This window comes from Hymenobacter sp. B1770 (assembly GCF_049896385.1).
Lineage (GTDB): Bacteria > Bacteroidota > Bacteroidia > Cytophagales > Hymenobacteraceae > Hymenobacter.
Genome location: NZ_JAFCUF010000003.1, coordinates 279,767 through 301,098, shown reverse-complemented (window position 1 = coordinate 301,098; position 21,332 = coordinate 279,767). Strand labels below are relative to the sequence as shown.

The 21,332-nt window shown below is 57.9% G+C and carries 18 protein-coding genes; 7 read left to right on the top strand and 11 right to left on the bottom strand.

Annotated elements, in window-relative coordinates; genetic code table 11:
* Positions 1-62: 62 nt before the first annotated feature.
* Both folE and ACP7AJ_RS08080 read right to left on the bottom strand, forming a co-directional pair.
* Entirely contained in the window at positions 63-722 is a 660-nt protein-coding gene (folE, locus tag ACP7AJ_RS08085) for a GTP cyclohydrolase I FolE (RefSeq protein WP_426059681.1), read from the bottom strand.
* Complete coding sequence (locus tag ACP7AJ_RS08080) at positions 715-1,122, bottom strand: 6-pyruvoyl trahydropterin synthase family protein (RefSeq protein WP_426059680.1); 408 nt, start codon at positions 1,120-1,122, stop codon at positions 715-717. Before ACP7AJ_RS08080 ends, folE begins: the two co-directional genes overlap by 8 nt.
* 266 nt (positions 1,123-1,388) lie before the next feature.
* Between ACP7AJ_RS08080 and ACP7AJ_RS08075 the strand changes: the two genes are divergently transcribed.
* Positions 1,389-2,096 (top strand): hypothetical protein, encoded by a 708-nt coding sequence (locus tag ACP7AJ_RS08075; protein WP_426059679.1) that lies wholly within the window; start codon positions 1,389-1,391, stop codon positions 2,094-2,096.
* A gap of 152 nt (positions 2,097-2,248) precedes the next feature.
* A complete protein-coding gene (locus tag ACP7AJ_RS08070; RefSeq protein WP_426059678.1) occupies positions 2,249-2,656 on the top strand; it encodes a hypothetical protein in 408 nt (135 codons plus the stop codon).
* Positions 2,657-2,775: 119 nt separating this feature from the next.
* Here the strand turns inward: ACP7AJ_RS08070 and rplS are convergent, their stop codons facing one another.
* The 9 genes from rplS to ACP7AJ_RS08025 all read right to left on the bottom strand — a co-directional run bounded on the left by rplS (position 2,776) and on the right by ACP7AJ_RS08025 (position 15,575).
* Positions 2,776-3,156: a 50S ribosomal protein L19 gene (gene rplS / locus ACP7AJ_RS08065; RefSeq protein WP_092677738.1), complete on the bottom strand. Its 381-nt coding sequence runs from the start codon at positions 3,154-3,156 to the stop codon at positions 2,776-2,778.
* 169 nt (positions 3,157-3,325) lie between these two features.
* Positions 3,326-4,000, bottom strand: coding sequence for a tRNA (guanosine(37)-N1)-methyltransferase TrmD (gene trmD, locus ACP7AJ_RS08060; protein ID WP_426059677.1), 675 nt, complete (start codon positions 3,998-4,000; stop codon positions 3,326-3,328).
* Between the two features lie 72 nt (positions 4,001-4,072).
* Positions 4,073-4,654, bottom strand: a complete 582-nt coding sequence (gene rimM, locus ACP7AJ_RS08055) for a ribosome maturation factor RimM (RefSeq protein WP_426059676.1) — start codon at positions 4,652-4,654, stop codon at positions 4,073-4,075.
* Between the two features lie 93 nt (positions 4,655-4,747).
* Complete coding sequence (locus tag ACP7AJ_RS08050; protein ID WP_426059675.1) at positions 4,748-5,293, bottom strand: 30S ribosomal protein S16; 546 nt, start codon at positions 5,291-5,293, stop codon at positions 4,748-4,750.
* A 155-nt stretch (positions 5,294-5,448) separates the two neighbouring features.
* Positions 5,449-6,237: an acyl-CoA desaturase gene (locus tag ACP7AJ_RS08045; protein ID WP_426059674.1), complete on the bottom strand. Its 789-nt coding sequence runs from the start codon at positions 6,235-6,237 to the stop codon at positions 5,449-5,451.
* Between the two features lie 203 nt (positions 6,238-6,440).
* On the bottom strand, positions 6,441-7,151 hold the full coding sequence (locus tag ACP7AJ_RS08040) for an RluA family pseudouridine synthase (RefSeq protein WP_426059673.1): 711 nt from the start codon (positions 7,149-7,151) through the stop codon (positions 6,441-6,443).
* 306 nt (positions 7,152-7,457) lie between these two features.
* Positions 7,458-8,273: a 3-methyl-2-oxobutanoate hydroxymethyltransferase gene (gene panB, locus ACP7AJ_RS08035; RefSeq protein WP_092677724.1), complete on the bottom strand. Its 816-nt coding sequence runs from the start codon at positions 8,271-8,273 to the stop codon at positions 7,458-7,460.
* Between the two features lie 297 nt (positions 8,274-8,570).
* On the bottom strand, positions 8,571-12,086 hold the full coding sequence (locus ACP7AJ_RS08030; protein WP_426059672.1) for a M43 family zinc metalloprotease: 3,516 nt from the start codon (positions 12,084-12,086) through the stop codon (positions 8,571-8,573).
* A 564-nt stretch (positions 12,087-12,650) separates the two neighbouring features.
* Complete coding sequence (locus ACP7AJ_RS08025) at positions 12,651-15,575, bottom strand: putative LPS assembly protein LptD (protein WP_426059671.1); 2,925 nt, start codon at positions 15,573-15,575, stop codon at positions 12,651-12,653.
* A gap of 326 nt (positions 15,576-15,901) precedes the next feature.
* Between ACP7AJ_RS08025 and ACP7AJ_RS08020 the strand changes: the two genes are divergently transcribed.
* From ACP7AJ_RS08020 to ACP7AJ_RS08000, 5 genes are all read left to right on the top strand, one after another.
* Positions 15,902-16,648 (top strand): N-acetylmuramoyl-L-alanine amidase family protein, encoded by a 747-nt coding sequence (locus ACP7AJ_RS08020; RefSeq protein WP_426059906.1) that lies wholly within the window; start codon positions 15,902-15,904, stop codon positions 16,646-16,648.
* Between the two features lie 114 nt (positions 16,649-16,762).
* Positions 16,763-17,770 carry an MlaD family protein gene (locus ACP7AJ_RS08015; protein WP_426059670.1) on the top strand — a complete coding sequence of 336 codons (1,008 nt, stop codon included), beginning with the start codon at positions 16,763-16,765 and terminating at the stop codon, positions 17,768-17,770.
* 88 nt (positions 17,771-17,858) lie between these two features.
* Positions 17,859-19,487: an acyl-CoA carboxylase subunit beta gene (locus ACP7AJ_RS08010; RefSeq protein ID WP_426059669.1), complete on the top strand. Its 1,629-nt coding sequence runs from the start codon at positions 17,859-17,861 to the stop codon at positions 19,485-19,487.
* Between the two features lie 250 nt (positions 19,488-19,737).
* Positions 19,738-20,007, top strand: coding sequence for a hypothetical protein (locus ACP7AJ_RS08005; RefSeq protein ID WP_426059668.1), 270 nt, complete (start codon positions 19,738-19,740; stop codon positions 20,005-20,007).
* Between the two features lie 571 nt (positions 20,008-20,578).
* Positions 20,579-21,331: a Gfo/Idh/MocA family protein gene (locus ACP7AJ_RS08000; RefSeq protein WP_426059667.1), complete on the top strand. Its 753-nt coding sequence runs from the start codon at positions 20,579-20,581 to the stop codon at positions 21,329-21,331.
* Position 21,332: the final 1 nt, after the last annotated feature.

The following is a 21,332-nucleotide window of genomic DNA, read 5'->3' as shown; positions in this document are numbered from 1 at the left end:
GCGCCAAAGAGCCTTTACGCAACTGGCCCGTTCCCGAACATGAACCTAGCAATCAACGCGGATTACTTGCCAATCTGACGCAAAAATTCCCCCCGCAGGGCCTCGTCGGTGGCGAAGCGGCCGCCGTATTCGCTGGTGAGTGTTGAGCTGCTGGTATCGTTCACGCCGCGGCTCATCACGCAGAGGTGGTCGGCCTCGATGAGTACGGCCACGTCGTCGGTGCCCAGGCTTTGCTTGAGCTCTTCGGCAATCTGGCGGGTGAGGCGCTCCTGCACCTGCGGGCGGCGGGCGTAATACTGCACCACTCGGTTGAGCTTGCTCAAACCCACTACGTTGGCGCCGGGCAAATAGGCCACGTGGGCTTTGCCAATAATGGGCACAAAATGATGCTCGCAGCAAGAAAAAAGCGTGATGTCGCGCTCCACTAGCAGCTGGTGGTAGTTGTAGCGGTTGCCAAACATGCGAACCTCGGGCCGGTTTCTGGGGTCGAGGCCTTTAAACCATTCCTGCACATACATCTTGGCCACGCGGCGCGGCGTGCCCGCCAGGCTGTCGTCGGTCAAGTCGAGGCCGAGTTCGCGCATGATGGCTTCAAAATGGCCACTAATGGCCGCAATCTTCGCCTCATCGGCTTGGTCAAACGCGTCATCGCGCAGGGGAGTGCGCAGGCCCTTGGGCAAGTGCGCGTCAGTGGCCGGGACGAGTCCGGAAGGGTTATCCATGGTATTCTACAAAGTTGCGGTCCGTCTCATAAAGCGTGACCGAGAGGGCGAGGTCAGCAGCCAGGTGCGGGCGCAGGCGCTGCCAAATTACCACCGCAATATTTTCGGCTGTGGGATTTAAGGTACGGAACTCTTCCGTATCCAGGTTTAGGTTTTGGTGGTCGTAGCGGTCCAGCACCTCGCGCTTTATAAGGTTGCTCAGGCGCTTCGTATCGTATACGTAGCCAGTTTCGGGGTCGACTTGGCCGGTGAGGCGCACAATCAGGTTGTAGTTATGCCCGTGGTAATTGGGGTTGTTGCATTTGCCGAACACGCGCTCATTGTGTTCGGCATCCCAGGCGGGATTGTGCAGGCGGTGGGCGGCGTTGAAGTGCTCGGCGCGGCAAATAGTGACTTGCATAGGGGCCTACAACCCGTTCTGGTCACGCTTTGTTACACTGGCCCTACCAAGAGGCATAACAATTCTGCAGGCTTTGAAATAATAGTGTAATTTAAAAAAGCAATACTATGATTAAAGAAACAAAAACACCTTAATTGTCAAAAAAGTAACGATAGTTAGAAGTTGCATCGAAGAAAGACCCTAAATTTGAAATGCCAGATAACGGTACCATAGTAAAAAGTCTTTTCCACCGACCATCTTTAACGTTCTCATTAGTTATTATCTCCATGAAAAAAAAACTACTCATCTTGTTCGTACTATGCTTGGCCACGCTGAGCAGTTATGCCCAGAAATCCGTTGTGGACGAGTACGATATGTCAATTAACAACGTGCCCCGCACCGGTCAGCGGGTGAGTGTTCAGCTCGATAATAAGCGCGTTGAAGCCGCTTGGCTCAAGCAGCTAAGCGAGAAGTTTGGTAACAAGGTGAAGAACACCAAAGGGGTGCTTACGATGGACGGTGTTATCGTCGAAGAAATTGCACCTACCCCTATTCGTGTCATCAGCAAAGTCGACGCTACGCCCACCGGTACCACCGTGTGGTGGAGCATAGACTTGGGCAATGCCTACCTCGCCAAAGAGAAGACACCCGTGCAGTGGAAGTCGGCCGAGAAATACCTGAAGGACTTCGCTCGCATGATGTACCGCGAAGACTTGGTGTCGCAGATTGCCGAAGCCGAGCGTGCTTTGGTGGCCTCGCAGAATAACCACATGGCCGTTATCGAAAAGTCGAACACCATCAAGAAGGACATCGACAAGAACAAAGCCCGCAAGCTTGAAATCCAGCAGATGCTGGCCACCAACGCTGCCGAACTCCAGCAGTTCAATAACCTCATCGACGCCAACCTGAAAGAGCAGGAAGCTGCCCGTGGCGACATTGTGAACATGCGCGTAGCCCTGGAGGCCGTGAAAGACCGCATGACCAAAATCGAGTAGTCGCTTAGCTATATTATTACGTTGTATCAAAGCCCCGCCGGTTACGGTGGGGCTTTTTGTTTGGGTGTCGTGCCAACCCCGAAGGCCGGAACTACGTTGGCAAGAACATGGCCATAATCATTGCGGCCCATTTCCCCACACAACACGATACCATGGAAAAGAAAGATGTTCAGCACCAAGCTCACCTTGAAGGTGCCATCGGCCTGCTCACCAGCGACCTCAACGAAGAAGCCTCACGCGCAGGCCTAGACAATCATTTTCAGCGCTGGATTGAGGACCTGAAGGACGCCAACAACCCCGCGTTTCACCAACTCATCGTCGACATGCAGGCCCTGAAAGCCCATTTCGGCAGCGGCACGCTCGACGTGAACGTCATTGCTCCGCTACTGGCCCGCTTGGGCACGCACACGGCTCAGTCGGCTCATTTTGCCGAGAACGTGAACACCGCCACGCGCATCACCAAGCTGGGCGAAGTGCTCACCGCGGTGTCGCAGCAGCTGCAGGGCAGCTCGGTAGAAGTTGACGGCAGCCTGCCCCAGGACTTCTCCTCGCACAGCTAAGCAAGGTTCCGATTAGCCGGTGCTACAAAGAGCACTGGCTATAACCTAAAAAATGCCGGCCCCACGAATGGGACTGGCATTTTTTATTATCAATGGCAACCCACTGGTTGCGGCAGTGCTTAGGCGGTAGCCTTGGCAACCTGGTTGAGGCGACGCTCCTTGATACGGGAAGCTTTGCCGGACAGGCCACGCAGGTAGAACAGACGGGCACGACGTACTTTGCCGCGACGGATAACCTCGATTTTATCGATGTTAGGCGACAGCAGGGGGAAGATACGCTCGGTGCCGATTTGGTTGGAAATCTTGCGAACGGTGAACGTTTCGCCGTTAGAGCTGGGGTTGCGACGCTGCAGTACCACGCCCTGGAACTGCTGGATACGCTCCTTGTTGCCCTCGCGGATTTTCACGTGCACGTTCACGGTGTCACCAGCGGCGAATTGGGGGAAGCTGGCGCGGCGCTCCTGCGATTCGGCCTGGATAAAGTCAAGTAGTACGCTCATGGCTGAGAAATTGCGAAAGACGGCGCCGCCGTCGGGATTTAGTATTTTAGGAAACGGACCGCAAAGATAACGCTTTCGGTTGAGGATAGCAAGCGGTTTGTACAACATACGTTAGCTTGTTTACTGATTTGCTGTCGATTCAGCATTCAGTTCACTCGCTAACGCGTGTTTATGACAATAAATCGGGGCGTCGGGCTTGCGTGCGGGCCAATGCCTGCTCGTGCCGCCACTCCTCGATTTTGGGCGTATTGCCCGATAATAAGATTTCCGGCACGGTTTGGCCGCGCCATTCTGCCGGGCGGGTGTACACGGGTGGCGCCAGCAAGTCGTCCTGAAAAGAGTCGGATAGGGCCGACTCTTCGTTGCCCAGAACGCCTGGCAGCAGCCGCACCACAGCATCTACCAGTATGGCAGCGCCTAGCTCGCCACCGCTCAGCACGTAGTCACCCACACTGATTTCGTGGGTGATGTAAGTGCTGCGAATTCGCTCGTCGATGCCTTTGTAATGGCCGCAGAGCATCATGATGTTCTGGTACAAAGACAATCGGTTGGCCAGTGGCTGGCGCAAGGTTTCGCCATCGGGTGTGAGGTAGATGATGGCGTCGTAGGGCCGTTGGGCCTGCAGCTCATCTATCCAAGCCGCAATGGGCTCTACGCGCAGCACCATGCCGGCCCCGCCCCCAAACACGTAGTCGTCTATTTGACCGTGCTTGTTAATGGCGTGCTGGCGCAGGTCGTGCACGTGGATTTCGGCCAAGCCCTTGTCCTGCGCCCGCTTCACAATAGAATGGGCGAAGGGGCTAACCAAAAGCTCCGGCAGGCAGGTGAGGATGTCGATGCGCATGGATTGTAGCACGGACTTGTAGTCCGCGTTTAGGTCGATTATCGTTGAGGCGCAGACTACAAGTCCGCGCTACTACGCTTCTTCGAATTCGTCGGGTTCGTCCTTTTCGCGGGAGGAAGGCTTGAGGTACACGTCCAACAGGCCATCGGGCAGGTTCACGTAAATCTGCTTCTTCTCCTGATTGGCGTGGCTCACCAACTCATCCACTACCGGAATCAGGACTTCCTGGCCCTGGTAGCGCATGGCCAGCATGTCTTGCTGGGGCAGCTCGTAGAAATTCTCCACGGTGCCCAGCTCGCCCAAAGTCGAGTCAACCACAGTGAAGCCGATGACGTCATGGAAGTAGAACTGGTCTTCCTCTAACTCGGGGAGCTGCGCCAGGGGCAGGTGCAGCTGGGAGCCGCGCAGGGGCTCAGCTTCCTCAATGCGTTCGATGCCGCGCAGCTTGAGCAGCACACGGGAGCCGGGCTGGGGCTGCACCTTTTCTACCTGGTGCTCCACCAGCTTGGTGGGGGCGCCGGCTAGCGTCAGGTACACGGTTTTGAGCTTTTGGTAAGCCTTGACATCGTCTACATCGAAGTGCGCCACCACGTGGCCGCGCAGGCCATGGGTTTTGATGATGTAGCCGAGCTGATAGGTTTCGTCGAGGGTCATGGGCAGGGGAGGGGCTTAACGAAAAAGAGTTTGGGGGTTGCCAGCCGGACCGGCTCACAACCCCCAAACTCTTTCGGTTTAGAAACCTAAAAACTACTCAGCAGCTTCGGTAGCAGCTTCTTCGGCCGGAGCGTCGGTAGCTTCTTCAGCAGCGGGAGCGGGTGCGTTGGCAGCCAGCAAAGCAGCAGCTTTCTGACGCTGAGCTTCCGAACGAGCTTCCTTAACCTTGGTTTCGGCGTCGAAAGCAGCCTGCTTGGCCGTTGCTTTGGCGTCAACCAAGCCAGTGCGCTTTCCTTCGATTTTAGCGTCTTTCTCTTCTTTCCAAGCATTGAAACGCTCGTCGGCTACGTCTTGCGTGATAGCGCCCTTGTCAACACCCAGCTGCAGGTGACGACGGTAGAGTACGCCACGGTAGCTGAGCATGGCCCGAACGGTGTCGGTGGGCTGAGCACCGGTCATCATCCAGTAGAACGCGCGGTCGGCGTTGTAGTTGATGGTGGCGGGGTTGGTGTTGGGGTTGTAGGTGCCGAGCTTCTCGATGAAACGGCCGTCGCGGGGAGCGCGGGCGTCAGCTACTACGATGTCGTAAGTCGCGGCCTTTTTGCGGCCACGGCGGGCGAGGCGGATTTTAACTGCCATAAACCGGTGGGGTTTTGTGCGACGCAGCTCGTGCGTCTGGTGAGATATCCAAAAATTTGGAGTGCAAAGGTAGCGTTTGTTCAGAGCATTAGCTAGCAACTGCACAAAAAAAGCCCTGGCGATGAAGCCAGGGCTTTTGCTTTTCTATTTACCAACTATGCTGCCATGGCTTCGCGCTTGGGCTTGGCCAGCTTGGAAATGGTATTCAGGTTCATATTCTTGCGCTTCACCTTGATGATGCCGATTTTGTCGAGGCTCCAGATGGCGACATACGTGGGGTCGAACTCCCACCACTTCACGCCAAAGTTGACGCGCATGGGCAGCTTGTGGTGGTTGTTCTGGAACAGCTCGCCAAAGGCCAGGAAGTCCAGCGCCAATGTGTTTTTCGACTTGTCGCGGTTGTCAAAGTTCTGGTAGCCGTATTTGTGGCCGCCCCAGTTCACGATGGCACCGTGGATGGGCCCCATCAAGAAGTGGATAGGGAGCAACAGGTACTGCCACCAAGCCGTAGCGAAGTTGATGTAGAACAGCACGTACGCCGTGCCCCAACCCAGACGGGAATACACGGTGCCGCCAAACTTATCGAGCCACTTCCACTCCGGAATGTCGCCGTCGAAGCGCTTGGCGCCTTCGTGCACGTCCTTTACCACGTCGTTGTAAATTACTTTGGTCTTCCACATCATGTCGAACGCGTTGTTCGAAAAATGAGGCGAGTGAGGGTCCAGCGCGGTGTCGGAATAGGCGTGGTGCATGCGGTGCAGCAACGCATATGCGCGCGGCGACAGGAAGCTGCTACCCTGGCAGATGTAAGTGAAGGCAAAGAAGAACTTCTCCCAAAACTTGTTCATCGTAAACATTTTGTGCGCCGCATAGCGGTGCAGGTAAAACGTCTGCGTGAACAGCGATAAGTAGTAGTGGGCGACGAAGAAAATGAGAATAGCCATAGGAGTGGATAGCAAGCTGAACTGCCCGGATAAGCAATAACCCAAGGGTAAGGTTCAGAAGTGGTAATGCAAAATTACGGCCGGGTGTGCCCAGACGAATATTCGCGAGCTATAAGGCCAAAATGTTGCACGTTGCGCGAACCTTGTAGTTAGTGTCCTGGAACAGCACCAGCGGCATGGAAACGCGAACTGCAGGGTTCGCGCTATTTATAAAACTCCCGGGCCGCGTCCCAGTGCGGGGCATCGGGTAGGGGAGCCACAAAGGTCATCGCCTCTTTCGAGACGGGGTGCTGCAGCTGCAGCTGGCGGGCGTGCAGGGCAATGCTCACATCGGGCAAGGGCGCGATAAAGCCGTACTTCACATCGCCCACTATGGGCGTGCTCAGGCCCGTGGCCAGCTGGGTCCGTATCTGGTGCGGTCGGCCAGTGACGGGGTTTATCTGCAGCAGGTAGCGGTTGCCGGCCTGGCCCAGCAGCTCGTAATGCAGTTCGGAGCGCAGGCCCTGCGAGTGTTTTTCCGAATACGCTTTGGTGACGTTACGCACGGTGTCCTTCACCAGCCAGTGCACCAGGGTGCCGTTTTCAGGAATGGGTGGCTTGCCGGTGAGGGCCCAGTAGGTTTTGGTCATCTGCGAGTCGCGGAACATTTCGTTTAGGCGGCTCAAAGCCTTGCTGGTTTTGGCCAGCACCACGATGCCGCTCACCGGTCTATCAATGCGGTGGCACACGCCTACAAACGCCTCGCCGGGCTTCTTGTACTTGAAGCGCAGGTACTCGGCGGCTTTCTTGGAGAGGGGCTCATCGCCGGTGGCGTCGCCCTGCACGAGTAGGCCGGCGGGCTTGTTGATGACGAGGAGGTGGTTGTCTTCAAACAGAATTTCTCTGCCTTCGGACCAGATGTTGGGACGATTCACGCGGCGGGTGCGGGCGGGATAGGAAGTTTAGCAAAAGGGGCCCAGGGCCCGCGAGGGGCTTTCGTACGACATCGGACCACACACCGGGCGCTCCACTCTTGCTCTTATGACGGCGAAGATACGAAGCTGAACCGGACTAAAACCGAAGCAAAGAGAGGCTGTTGAATTGAGGGAGCTTCACTGGTTGGGTGCCTTCTTGTTGGGCAGAGCCTACTTAGAGCTTAGCTCAATACTTTGAGAGAAACGGTCATGCTGAGCTTGCCGAAGCATGACCGTTTCTTTTATTACCTAATTTGGACTAGGCTTTTAGTACCCTTCCTCCTTGCTGGGAAACTCACGGCTCTTCACGTCGGCCACGTAATGCTGTACGGCCTCGGTCATGATGTCGTGCAGCTCGGCGTAGCGGCGCAGGAAACGCGGCTTGAATTCTTTGGTGATGCCCAGCAAGTCGTGCACGACCAGCACCTGGCCGTCCACGTCGGGGCCCGCGCCAATGCCAATAACGGGAATGCTCAGCTCATCGGCGACCTGCTTGGCGAGGGCCGCTGGAATTTTCTCGAGTACCAAGCCGAAGCAGCCAATTTCCTGGAGCAGGCGGGCATCTTCGAGTAGCTTTTGGGCTTCGGCATCTTCTTTGGCCCGCACCGAGTAGGTGCCGAATTTATAGATGCTCTGGGGGGTGAGGCCCAGATGCCCCATCACGGGAATGCCGGCGGTGAGAATGCGGATGATGGAATCCTTCACCTCGGCGCCGCCTTCGAGCTTGACGCCGTGGCCGCCGCTTTCTTTCATGATGCGGATGGCCGACTGCAGCGCCACCGACGAATTGCCCTGGTACGAGCCAAAGGGCATGTCGACCACCACAAAAGCCCGCTTCACCGCCCGTACCACGCCCTGGGCGTGGTAGATAATCTGGTCGAGGGTGATGGGCAGGGTAGTTTCGTGTCCGGCCATGACGTTGGAAGCCGAGTCGCCGACGAGCAGCACGTCGATGCCGGCGCCGTCGAGAATTTGGGCCATTGAGAAGTCGTAGGCCGTGAGCATGGAGATTTTTTCCCCGCGCTGCTTCATGGCCAGCATTTGATGGGTGGTAACGAGCTTGACTTCCTTGTGCTGCGACATGGTGGTTGAGGGAGGACGAATTACTAGACTAAAAGCCGTGTGGCAGGGCAAAGCTGAGAACAAATAATTTATTTACTGCCGAATGAAGGCATTCGAAAATGCTGCCCGTGAAAAAAGTACTGTCCAGGTAGCCGCGGGCTTGTCGATGCTTTTTCTGCCAAACAAGCCGTTGGCTATTCGGTGAGTGCTGGAGCTAAGCCACTTTTAAAAGATAAAAGGCCTCTGCGAATGTTGCAGAGGCCTTTTATGGAGTGTCAGTGAGCCGGCATACTTAAATAGTTTTGCCGCTCCCGGGGGTTACTCACGCATCAGTTTCACGCTGAGGTGATGCGTTGCTTGCTGAACTTCCAGGATGTAGAGGCCAGCGGCCAGCTTCTCTGCTTCGGGCAGGTTCAGGGGAGCACTGCCAGCGGCGGCAACCTCGCGGCGGCTGAGCACGCGGCCCAGCGCATCGCGCAAGGTGAGGATGAGCGGGCCGGTAGTGGGGCCGGCAACCAGCAGCCGCGGCGCGGCCGTAGTGAGGGCCGAAGGATTAGGGAACAGCTGGGCACTGAACCCGGCTTCTGAGCCCTTGCCTACAACCAGCGAACGAACCGGCGACAACGTAGCGGTGCCATCCAGGTCGACCTGACGCAGTCGGTAGTACAACACGGGCGTGTTGTAGCGAGCCACCTGGCCGTCGGTCAGGGTGTAGTTCTGGGGGCGGGTGCTGTTGCCGTGGCCATTCACCCGGCCGAGGGACGTGAACTGGCTGCCGTTGGTGCTCACCTGCACTTCGAAGTAGTCGTTGTTTTTCTCAGTGGCCGTGGTCCAGCTCAGGCGGGCATCGGCGCCGACTGCGGTAGCGCTGAAGGCGGTAAGCTCTACTGGCAGGGGCGCGCTCGAGGCGGCCAGGGTCCAAACCGACAAGTGATTAACTCCCGTGGCGGAAACCCGGCGCGTGGTTTGGTCCAGCGAGCTGCTGATGCGCTCGAAATTGGAACCCAGGCTCACCGCCCGGTAGAGGCTGAGGAGGTTCTCGGGCTTGCTTCCCAGGTCGGCGAGGTTGTAGGTCAGCGTCAGGTCCAGGTTCAGGCCGGAATTTACGGCCGGCGTGAGGTCGAAGTACCGGCTGATGCTTTCGCCGCCGGGCAGGGAATTGTGCGTAATGGGAGTGCCGGTTACCCGCAGGGCCTGAATAAAGCCCGGCGCTACACTGCCCGCGGGAGCGCCAATGGTGGCTCCGAGACCGTTGAAGCTGCTGCTGCTGCCCGCTGCTACCGTTGCCGATGCCTGCACGCTGCCCACGATGTAGCTGCTGCCTGACTCAATGAGATTGGCCGTCGGCGCCAGGGTGAGGGTGTAGTTTCCCGTGTTCAGCATGCTGCCGTTCAGGCGCACGCTGCCGGTGGCGGTGGCGTTGTTTTGCAAGGTTTTGATGCCTGTGCCGTTGAGGGTAAGGGCGCCGTAGGTGAGGCCGCGCAGATTCTGAGCGCTGGAGCCTGACACGAAGAAGGCCCCACCGTTCTGGGTGTAGGTGCCCGTGCCCGTGTGGTCGCCGAAAAGTACCAGGGAACCACCGCTCAGGGTCAGCGGACCGTTCTGAATCAGGTTGCCGACCTCGCCTGTGATACCGAAATCCAAGTCTGGATAAGCCGTGCTCAGGCCGCTGGGAATGGTGGCGGTGGTGATGCGTGTAGGAACGCAGCTGCTCCAGTTGCCGGCATTGGTCCAGTCGCCGTTATTAGCGGCGCCGGTCCAGGTCGTGCTGGTGGGCAAGGTTACGCTTACGGTAGTGGCAACGCTGGCGCAGCTGCCCGGCGTGGTAACAGTAACTTGGTACACCGAGTTGGTGGTAGGCGATACCGACAAGGTGCTGGCCGTGCCCGGATTGGCGGGCAGGCCGTCGCCACTCACCAGGCTCCAGGTATAAGTGTTGTTGATGCGGCCGCTCACGCTGATGTCGTCTACCGACCAGTTTTGCCCGTTGTCGGAGCTGTAGTTCCAGCGCAGCTGCAGATTGGCCATGCCCGCATAGGCATCCAAGTAGATGGTAACTGCCGCCGGAGAGGCAGCCGACGTGTTGGAACTGCCCTGGTTGGTGATATAGGTTTGCAGGGTGGTCCAGGTAGAGCCGCCGTTGGAGCTGATTTCCACTTTTCCCAAGTCATTGGCGCCGTTCTTAACCTTGAAAATATGCTGGAACGACAGCGATAGTGAAGACAGGTTAGCCGCGCTGAATACAGGGCTGTAAAGCGAAGAACGTGTGAGGTCGTTGTTCTTGCCGGAGCTGGCGTCGACCATGATGAAGCGGGTGCCGTTGACCCCCGGTGTAGTAGTGCTGGTGGCCCACACTGGAGCCGTATTGCGGCCGTTGGCTGAGCCGGTGTTGTCGCGGGTCCAGCCGCCTTCGGTGGTACCCACGTTCCAGTTCTGGTTGATTATGGTGGCCGTCTGGTTGCCGAAGGGAGTGGCCGTGAGCAGCACCGCGTCGGAGCCGCAGCGTACCCCGCCGTTGCTGGCCGTGAGTGCGGGTGAGGTTGAAATGGGCCGTACCGTCACGTCGACGTTTGCCGAAATAGGGCAGCCCCCAGCCGGCGCGGTTATCATGGTGTAGGTGCCCGAGGCCTCCGTAGTCACGTTGCTCAGCGACGGATTTTGCTGCGTGGAAGTGAAGCCGTTTGGGCCGGTCCAGCTATAAGTATAGCCAGCGGGAGCCGTGCCGGCGAGCGAAATGGTACTGCCCGCGCACACCAAGGGCGTGCTGGTAGTGGCTGCATAGGTCACGTCGGGGGGCAGGGCGCTCGACGTAGCCAGCGACGTGCGGCGGGGGGTGTTGGCAGCCATTACGGCCTGCATCCGGTCTTTTTGGCCGGCCGAGAACATGAACATGCAGGCGTCGTCGGTGTAGTCCATGTAGTTCATGAACATGTCGCCGTTGGGACCGTTTGAGCAGGTCACTTTCGGAAAAGCGGGGCAGCCGTAGTTCGACGTGCTTTGGGTGGGCGTATCGGCTACGTAGTCGGTGGCGCAGGAGCCATCGCCCCAGATGTGACGCAGGCCCAGCCAGTGGCCTACCTCATGGGTGGCGGTGCGGCCAAGGTTGTAAGGAGCAGCGGCTAGGCCGCCGTTGCCCACCGAGGAATACAGGCACACTACGCCGTCGGTGTTGGCGGTGCCGCCCGAGGCGTTTAGCCCGCCCAGGCCGGCGGTGTTGTCCGGAAACTGGGCAAAACCGAGCAGGCCGTCGCCCAGCTCCACCACCCAGAAATTCAGGTAGCGGCTGGGGTCCCAACTAGAGCCGGGCTTAATGGTGCTGTTGCAGTAGCTCTGCGAGTAGGGGGGAGCGGTCCAGCCTTTGGCAGTGCGGTTAACGCGGTTGATGCCGTTGAAGCAATTGCCGGCCAAGTCTTTCTGCGCCAGGGCAAACTGAACCTGCACGTCGGCGTGGGCACCCTGAAATACACCGGGGATTTTGCTGCGGTCGGCGTTGAGCTTGGCAAAGTCCTCGTTGAGGCGGGACATCTGCTCCAAAATGCGGGCATCGGAGATGTTGCTGCCCGTGCCCACGGCTTCGCCATTGTGCACCACGTGAAACACAATGGGAATGGTGTAATTCTGGGCTGTGGTCTTGCGAACGGTCGTCGGAGCAGACGGCTGGGTGTTGCGGTTATAGCCGGGCACGAGGCGTTCCAGCTGCTGCTGCATTGCTTCGTTGTTTTCGGTGGTGCCGCAGCCCCGTTCGGAAGGGCGCTGCTGTGCTTGCGCTGGGGTTGTCAGCGCCAAGCACAAGCCAACAAAAGCAGAAAAAAACTGGGGTAAGCGTTTGGTCATATTAACAGGTAAAAGGAATGATAAGCCGAGCCCAAACCTGCTAAATTAAACAGGACATAATTGGAGGGTAACAAATGTACTATCTTTTTTTATTGCAATAAAGTTGCCTGTATAAAATCATTGGGTTTTTCCTTGATATATGAAATACAGTTGAATCAGAAGCCAATTGCTCCTAAAGTATTGAGCATTTTATTAGTTGTTTGTCAGTGTGGTTTAGATAGTACTTGATAAAATTCAATTTAATAATAATGCTATTTTGTTAATAAATGTTGATATGGTAGTTCGTGCAACCCTTCTTCTTTGAGCGTATTTGCCTATCTGACGTTCTGGTCCAGAATAGATGTTGCAGGGCTAAAGAATTGCAAGCCAGCTTACCCGAAGTAGACCTAAACAAGGCAGCCCAGCCAGCTTCCCGGTGAGGGAAGGCTGGCTGGGCTGGGAAATCTTGTTCTAAGCCACAAAAGAAGTAGTTGCGGGAGAGGGTCAAGAGGGTGACTCAGGAGCGGCGCCCGTTTTTGTCACCCCGGATGTTGTACGGTCCGGGAGGATATACGGCAAGGATGCTTATTGGAACTGCGCGTAGCGGTTGCGATTAAGCTTCAAATCCTGCAACAGGCTGCTTTTGGCGGCAATGGTGAAGCCATAGCCTCGGAGCTGGCCGAAAGGAATCCAGGTACCGGTGATTTGCCAGCAGTGCAGGTCGCGCAGGAAAGTGACGTTGGGATAAACGAAGGTCTGGCTCGCGAGGTCGTAGCTAAAGTTGCCGCTCAGGCGCAGGTTGGGAGTGAGCTTGACAGAGCCCGTGCCGCCCACGGTGTGCAGCGCGAGCAAGGGCGGGCGCGGGTCGCCGGGCCGGCGCGGCACCTGGATGGTGGAATAGCCCGCTGCGTACGTCAGCGACAGCTCCCAGGGAATTTCAAAGTCCACGTAATCGGCGTAGAGGTTGGGCGGGCCCACGGTGCCGAGGGTGGGGTCGTTGCTGGGGGCCACGGCCCGCGGCACCACGCTCTTCTTCTTGCCGGTAGTGGGGTTGAAGGCGTAGCCGGTGCTGATGCTGGCCGAAGTCAAACGCAGGAGCCGGGTCGGACTGGCCTGAAACAAGTACTTGTCGACGGGCTGGCCGCGGCTGTCGCGCTGGTAGGCGTCGAACTGCGCGTTGCCGTTCAGCGCCAGCTTTTTGGCAATTTCGGTGCTGAAAATGAGGGACAGCGGCGAGAGCTTAAACGCGGTCCGGGTGAAGTCGTAGGAGAGGTTAAGGTCGAGGTTGCGGAACAAATCCACCTTTTTGAAGGGCGTGAGGCCGGTGGTGTCGTTGGGGTCGCGCACCTTCATTTCGACGGCGTTCTGCAGCGAGAAAGTAACCTGGCTTTGCAGAGGCCCGCCGGGGGTACCGTATAGGAAGTTGTTGAAGTTGTTGAACGTGTACTGGTTGAGGGTGGCCTCGTTGGTGACGAACCCGCCAAATTGGTTGAGCAGCAATGGCTGGCCCGTGGGAGAAGTGAGGATGTTGGCGCCGGTGGGGTTGACGTTGTCGCGCTGCGTCAGGTTTGGCGAGAAACTGTAGTTGAGGCTTGGGGTGACTTTGTGCCGCAAGGCCTGGATTTTGTGCGTGCCCTTGCGGATGACGGTGCCATAGAACGTGGTGTTCAGGCTGGCCGAGGTCGAATAGCTGTAGATGCGGTTCAGGCCGTAGGTGGTGTCAATGCGCACAGCCTGAGCCACGGGGCTGAAGCTGTAGTTGAGGCGCTGGCCGTACCACACCTCGCCGTAGTTGAAAGTGGGGGTGAACTGGAAATGCTTGAATACATTGTAGGAGCCCAGGCCGATGTTGAACGCGTGCTGGATGCCGTTGCGGGAGTTGCGCAGCAGCCGGCCCGCGTTGCCAAGCCGCAGCGGAATGGTGGTGGGAGTGGTGGAGCCGCCCAGCAGCGGCAGGCCGTTGGTGAGGGTGCGGGCGGGCACGCTGTTGGTTATTTCGTTGCTCCCTGTGAGGTTGTAGCTGATGGTGATTTGCTCATACAAGGAACCATACTTGCCCCCGGGCTCGATGCCAAACCACTGGTAGGGGTACTGCCGGGCCACGCCCAGGCTTACGTCGGGCAGAATGAAGCGCATCGACCCGTCGGTGCCCTGGCTCTGACTGAGCTTGAGGTCGTAGTTGATGGGCGAGTTGCGAATCTGCTTGGAGTAGCTGATGCCGGAGGTAAACTGGGTGGCCAGCAGCCGGCGGGCGTCGAAGCTGTTGATGCGGTTGTAGCTGCTGGTGCCGGCGTTCACGTTGGCCGAGAAGCGCCCGCCGCCGGGCTTGGGCACGGGCGTGTGGCTCCAGGTTATCCAGAACGAGTTGGCATCGGGGGGCTTGATGTAGACCTGGCTGGTGGTAAGCGCATCGGTAGCCAGGATTTGCTGGCCGGGGCGGTTCGCGAAGCGGAAGTTGAAGTTGCCCTGGTAGGTGTAGCGCTTAAGGTAGGTGACGTCGGCCGTGGCGCCAAAGCCGCCCCAGGTCTGGGCGTTGCCGGCGTAGATGTCGCCGGTCAGGCGCACGCCGATGTAGTCGTTGGGGGCGAAGTAGTAGCCACCGTTGGTGAGGAAGTACCCGCGGTCGGCGGCCTGCCCAAACGTGGGGATAAGCACGCCCGAGCCTCGGCTTTTGTTGGGCGTGGGGAAGAAGCCGAACAGAAAGCCCAAGGGCGTGGGCACGTCGCCGATTACCAGGTTGAAGGGCCCGGTCACGACTTTGTCGCCCGGAATTACCTTCATGTTCTTGGCCTGAATGTAGAAGTGCGGGTGCTCGAGGTTGCAGGTGGTGTAGCGCCCTATCAGGCCGTTGATGTCGCCGTTGGGCAGCCGCTTGATAACAGACGCACTCACGTAGCCCTCGCCCTGGGTGGTGACGGCATCGCTCACGCGGGCCTTTTTGCTTTTGAAGTTGTAGGCAATGTTGCTGGCCGTGTACAAGCCGCCCTTGTCCTTGAGCACGGGCCGGTCGATGAGGCGGTTGGTGAGCGAGTCGCGCCGGCCGTCGGCGGTCATGGTGTTGTTGCCGTAGTCCACGGTGATGAGCGCCGCTTTCAGGTCAGTGTCGCCGTAGTTGACGGTGGCTTTGTTGTAGAGCCGGGCAACTTTCTTGGTAACGTCGAACTGGATGGAGTCCTTGGCCGTGTACGCGATGGTGGATTCAATCTGGCCGCGGCGCCGGGCCGCCACTTGCAGGGAGTCGCCGCGGCGGCTCACGCCATTTATCCGGCCAGTGGTATCGGTGGGGGTGGTGCCAGGCCGGATGACTCGGCCAGCCGGAGCGAGCGTGTCGGGCACGGGCTTGCGCGAGGCGCCAGGTATGCGGGGCTGGCCGGTGTTCCGCACGCCAGGCGGGGGCGGCCCCACGGGGTCACGCGGGTCGGGCGAGATGTAGCGGACCGGCGGGGTAGGGGTACTGCCCGGCCGCTGGGTAGGCTTGGCGGGCGCCGGTTTGGGTTTGGCCGGCGTCACGGTCTGGCTCCAGCTTGCGCTAGCGAAGCTGAAACAAAATAAAAAAATGAGCCCCAGCAGTTTGGGGCCCTTCATCGTTGGGGCCATGCGGTGCGGCCGCGGCCGCGTCCAAGCATCAAAACGAAGACCAAACCAAGCAGGCAAAGGGTAGTAGCGGTTAATTTCGTTTACTTTTGGGGCTTCTACAAAGGTAGCAGGTCGCTACCGCCCCTTCAACGAACAACGTGCGGATTATTGTCATCTTGGCTAGTGCCGCCCTGCTGCTACTCGGCGCGGGCAGCGGGGAGTGGAAAGCGGAGGCCCAGACCACGGCCGATTCGGGCCGCATTGCGGCCGACACCGCACTCCCTGCATTTAATTCTCCTTACCGCTACCGCTTGCGCACCGTGGTGCTCGACGCCGGTCACGGCGGCAAGGACCGGGGCTGCGCCGGGGTTTCGGCGCGGGAAGCTGACGTGGCCCTAAGACTGGTGCTGGCGCTGGGCAAGCAGATTGAAGAAAATATGCCCGATGTAAAAGTCATTTATACCCGCAAAACCAACGTGTTTGTGGAGCTGGCTGAGCGGGCGGCTATCGCCAACCGCAACCACGCCGACCTGTTCATTTCCATCCACTGCAACGCTGGCCCCAGCCAGAGCCACGGCGCTGAAGTGTGGACCATGGGCCTGCACAAGTCCAACGCCAACCTGGGCGTGGCCCAACGCGAAAACGCGGTTATTCTGCAGGAAAAGGACTATCAGAAGCGCTACGATGGCTTTGACCCCCGCTCGCCCCAGAGTCATATTTTGTTTTCGCTCTTTCAATCGGCCTACATCACCAACAGCCTGCGCTTTGCCCAGCGCGTTGACCGGCAGCTGCGCACCACGGTGAAGCGCCCCAGCCGCGGCGTAAAACAGGCCGGTTTTCTGGTGCTCTGGAAATCAACCATGCCCTCGGTACTCATCGAATCCGGCTTCCTCACCAACCCGGCCGAGGAGCGGTACCTCAACGACAAAGCTAATCAGTCGTATATGGCGGCGGGAATCTATCGTGCTTTCCGCGAATACAAGCGCGAACTAGAAGGCGGCTCATAAAAAAGGGCCGGTACACGTAGTATTACCGGCGAAATCCGCCTGCTGTATTCTCTCGTACCATCCCTGATATCGTTGCGTTGCGTCCCTATACACCCACCCATACATTAGCTTCCCGTGTCTAAAGAAATAAAAGTGGCGCTGCTTGCCATTGTAGCCATCGCCGCGCTCGTTATCGGCTTCAATTTTCTGCGCGGCACCAACGTGCTGTCCAACGACCGCACCTACTACGCTTCCTACCCCAACGTAGAGGGCCTTAATGTAGGCGCGCAGGTAATCCTGAACGGCATTAAAGTGGGCCAGGTTAAAAACCTGGAACTCCAGCCCGAGCGGGGCAACGCGGTGCGCGCCTCGCTGGAACTGCAAAAGGGCATTGTGGTGGGCGACTCCACGGTGGCCGGCCTCAGCGGCACCCTGCTGGGCTCGAAGACCATTACCTTGTTTCTGGGTAAGAACAGCAAGGAGTTTGACGGCGGAGAAGAACTGGCTACCAAGTCGGCCATCAGCACCATCGATGCCTTTCAGGCCAAGGCCCTGCCTGTGCTTGATACAGTGGGTGCCACGCTGGCCCACATCAACGCCTTCCTGAACCAGGATGCGCAAACCAACATTCAAAGCACTCTGCTCAGCGCCCGCAAGAGCACCGAGGCCCTGCAGGCCCTCATTGCCGCCAACCAGCGCAACATCAATCAGATTACCTCCAATTTCGCTCAGATGAGCGCCGCCCTGAATAAGTCGACAGTGAAGCTTGACCGCATTGCTAACAACTTCAGCCAGCTGTCCGATTCGTTGAAGGCTGCCCCCATCGGCCCGGCCCTGCGCCGCCTCGATGCTACCATGGCCGAAGCCCAAACCGCTGTGGCCAGCCTCAACCGCGCCCTCAACGACCAAAAGGGCTCGATGGGCAAGTTGATTAACGACACGTTACTCTACAACAACCTCAACGCCACCGCTGCCAGCTCCAACGCGCTGATTTCCGACTTCAAGGCCAACCCCAAGCGGTACGTGCACTTCTCGGTGTTCGGAGGTGGCAAGGACAAGAAAACCAAAACCGAGGTAGAAACTACCACCACGCGGCCTAACGGCACTACAGTAGACACCGAAATCAAAACCACCGTTAAGTAGCGCTTCGCGTCGCTGCCGTACCTTTGAAATCCGCCTCCGGGCGGATTTTTTTGTGCTCATTCTTCCAAAATCCCACCACCATCCCCTTATGAACGTCGAGTTCAACCGCAACGAAGACCAACTCAAGCAACTCAGCTTTAAACTCAGTCAGAAGTTTCAGAAAGTATCCCTCGGCGGGGGCGAGAAGCGCATTGCCGCCCACAAAGCCAAAGGCAAGCTCACCGCCCGCGAGCGCATTGCCTACCTGCTGGACGAAGGAGCCGCCACGGTTGAAATCGGCGCCTTTGCGGGCGAGGGCATGTACCAGGAGGAGGGTGGCTGCCCCGGTGGCGGCGTGGTGGTAGTTATCGGCTACGTGCAGGGGCGGCAGTGCGTGGTAGTGGCCAACGACGCTACCGTGAAGGCCGGCGCCTGGTTTCCCATTACCGCCAAAAAGAACCTGCGGGCCCAGGAAATCAGCATCGAAAACAAGCTGCCCATCATCTACCTCGTCGATTCGGCCGGCGTGTACCTGCCCATGCAAGATGAGATTTTTCCGGACAAGGAGCACTTCGGCCGCATCTTCCGCAACAACGCGGTGATGAGCAGCATGGGCATTGTGCAGATTTCAGCCATTATGGGGCCTTGCGTGGCCGGTGGCGCCTACCTGCCCATCATGAGCGACGAGGCCATGATAGTGAACGGCACTGGCTCGGTGTTCCTGGCCGGTTCTTATCTGGTGAAGTCGGCCATTGGCGAAACCATCGACAACGAGGCTCTGGGCGGCGCGAGCATGCACTCCGAAATCTCGGGCGTGACGGACTACAAGTTCGAAACCGACGAGGAGTGCCTCGACCACATCCGCAACATTTTCGACAAGATGGGTGGGCAGGCTACGGCAGGCTTCAGCCGCGTAGCCCCAACCAAGCCCGCGCAGGACGAGCAGGAAATCTACGGCTTGCTGCCCTCCGACCGGGTAAAGCCCTACGATATGATGGACATCATCAATCGCTTGGTCGACAACTCGGAGTTTGAACCCTACAAGGACCTCTACGGCCAGACGCTCATCTGCGGCCTGGCCCGCATCGATGGATGGGCTGTGGGCATCGTGGCCAACCAGCGCAAGATTGTGAAGAGCAAGAAAACCGGCATGCAGATGGGCGGCGTCATCTACTCCGACTCAGCCGACAAAGCCGCCCGCTTCATCATGAACTGCAACCAGAAGCGTATCCCGCTGGTGTTTCTGCACGACGTATCGGGCTTCATGGTAGGCTCAGCCTCCGAGCAAGGCGGCATTATTAAGGACGGCGCCAAGATGGTAAATGCCATGGCCAATTCGGTGGTGCCCAAGTTCACGGTTATCGTAGGCAACAGCTATGGTGCCGGCAATTACGCTATGTGCGGCAAGGCTTACGACCCGCGCCTCATTGTGGCTTGGCCTACGGCACAGCTCGCGGTAATGAGCGGCGCTGCGGCGGCCAACACGCTGCTGCAGATTCAGGTAGCTTCTCTGAAAGCCAAGGGGGAAGTGATTACTCCGGAGGCAGAGAAGGAACTGCTGGACCGCATCAAGGCGCGGTATGAGGAGCAGTTATCGCCCTACTACGCCGCGGCCCGACTTTGGGTCGATGCTGTGATTGACCCGTTGGAAACGCGTCGGGTGATTTCGGAGGGGATTGCGGCGGCGAACCATGCGCCAATTGAGAAGGCGTACAATGTGGGGGTTATTCAGGTGTGAGGTAATGATTAAAACCAGCTTCTTGATCCAAGGAGGAAAGAAGTCATTATACCGCTGGCTAGAGTGGGCTATGATAATTAGCCTGGGAGTGGGAGCAGTGTGCCTAGTTGTGCCGCAGTGGCGGTTTGCGCTCCCATTCTCTGCAATTCTATTGTTGGGTTTTCTGATTTGTTCTATGGCAGCCACAGCATCAGGAGTAGCGTTATACTAAACCCGGGGGCGGCTTGAAATAAGTGAGCAAAGTATTAAGATGAAAGGGGTAGAGGAGCATGAGCTTCAAGCCTTGGTTTTACAACGTGTTGAGGTGAAATTCAGCAGCTATCGAGGCCAACCTATTGGAAGGTATGTTAGGGATGGAAGTGGCAACATCATTAGTTTTTATCCGATAGCAGGAAAACCTCCTATCGTCGTTGCTTTTCTTGCAGATTCGCATGCACAAAGCCAGCTATTTGTCAAGATTCTAAGAAGTTGGCGAACGATGGGAGTTGAAATTGTGGCTGATGGGATAGATTTGGTTTAAGCCAAATACTGCCATGTAAACACTCTGCCTCCTTCCCGGCTAAAACGGGGCGGGCAAAACCACCGCCGCCTTCACTTAGCTGCCCAGCCTACTGAATTGCCGCGAGTTCGTGAATGCCGACGAAATAGCCCGGGGTCTTTCCCTTTCCAGCCCGAAACGATCAGTATCCAAGCGGGCCCCGGCTGATGCTGGCGCGGCTCCACGAGTTGCTGGCAGCAGGGTAGAGCTTCAATGGAGGCACCAAGTCATGCTGTCATTCTTCAGAGATGTACTAATGCGAGACACAGCCTCGCCTGAATGCTAGGTACGAGTTACGCTCTGCTAAACTCGCGCCAATAGACGCTCGCTTTCAAGAAGTACAAGCAGAGTCCAGTCATCATCTCCCGCGACGGTAAAATAATAGCTGTGCCACCGGAGAAAATGCCACCTGCGCCCAGTGCCGTATAGCTGGGTATTGTGTCTTGAGTTGGTATGAATTTTTAGCAAGTGCCTGTGTTACGATTACATCTCAAACGCAACGCCACTACAGTTCCGCTCGTTTCCACAGGCAGCGCTATTCAATGCCTGCCTGATGTCTACCGACTCTAACCATACCAATTCCCGCCGTCAGTTTCTGCGGCAGGCGGGCCTGACGGCCGCCACTGCGGCTATTGCCGGCCCGGCCATTGCACTCCCTATGTCAGCCTCCCTAACTCAAAACGACGACCAGCGCAAGATTGGTTTTGCCATTGTAGGCCTCGGCAAGTATGCCACCGAGCAAATGATGCCCGCTTTCAAGGAAAGCAAGCACGCGAAAATCACAGCGCTGGTGAGTGGCTCGCCGGGTAAGATGCAGCAGCTGGCCAAAGAGTACAGCGTGGATGCCAAGAGCTGCTACAGCTACCAGAATTTCGACAGCATCAAGGACAACCCGGCCGTGGATGTGGTCTACGTGGTGCTGCCCCCGGGCATGCACGCCGAGTACGTGGTGCGGGCCGCCCAGGCCGGCAAACACGTGCTTACCGAGAAGCCGATGGCCAACACCGTAGCCGAGTGCCAGCGCATGATTGACGCCTGCCGCAAGGCCGGCAAACAGCTCATGGTGGCTTACCGTGCCCAGTTCGAGCCTTTCAACCTGGAGGCCATCGACCGTATTAAGAAAGGCGAGTTGGGCAAGCTCCGCTACGTCACCTCCGACCACGGCCGGCAGGTGAAGCCTACCGAAGACAAGGCCGACGAATGGCGCGTGGTGAAAAAACTGGCCGGCGGCGGCTCGCTCATGGACATTGGCATCTACTCCCTCAATGCCGCCCGCTACCTCACCGGCGAAGAGCCCGTGGAGTAAT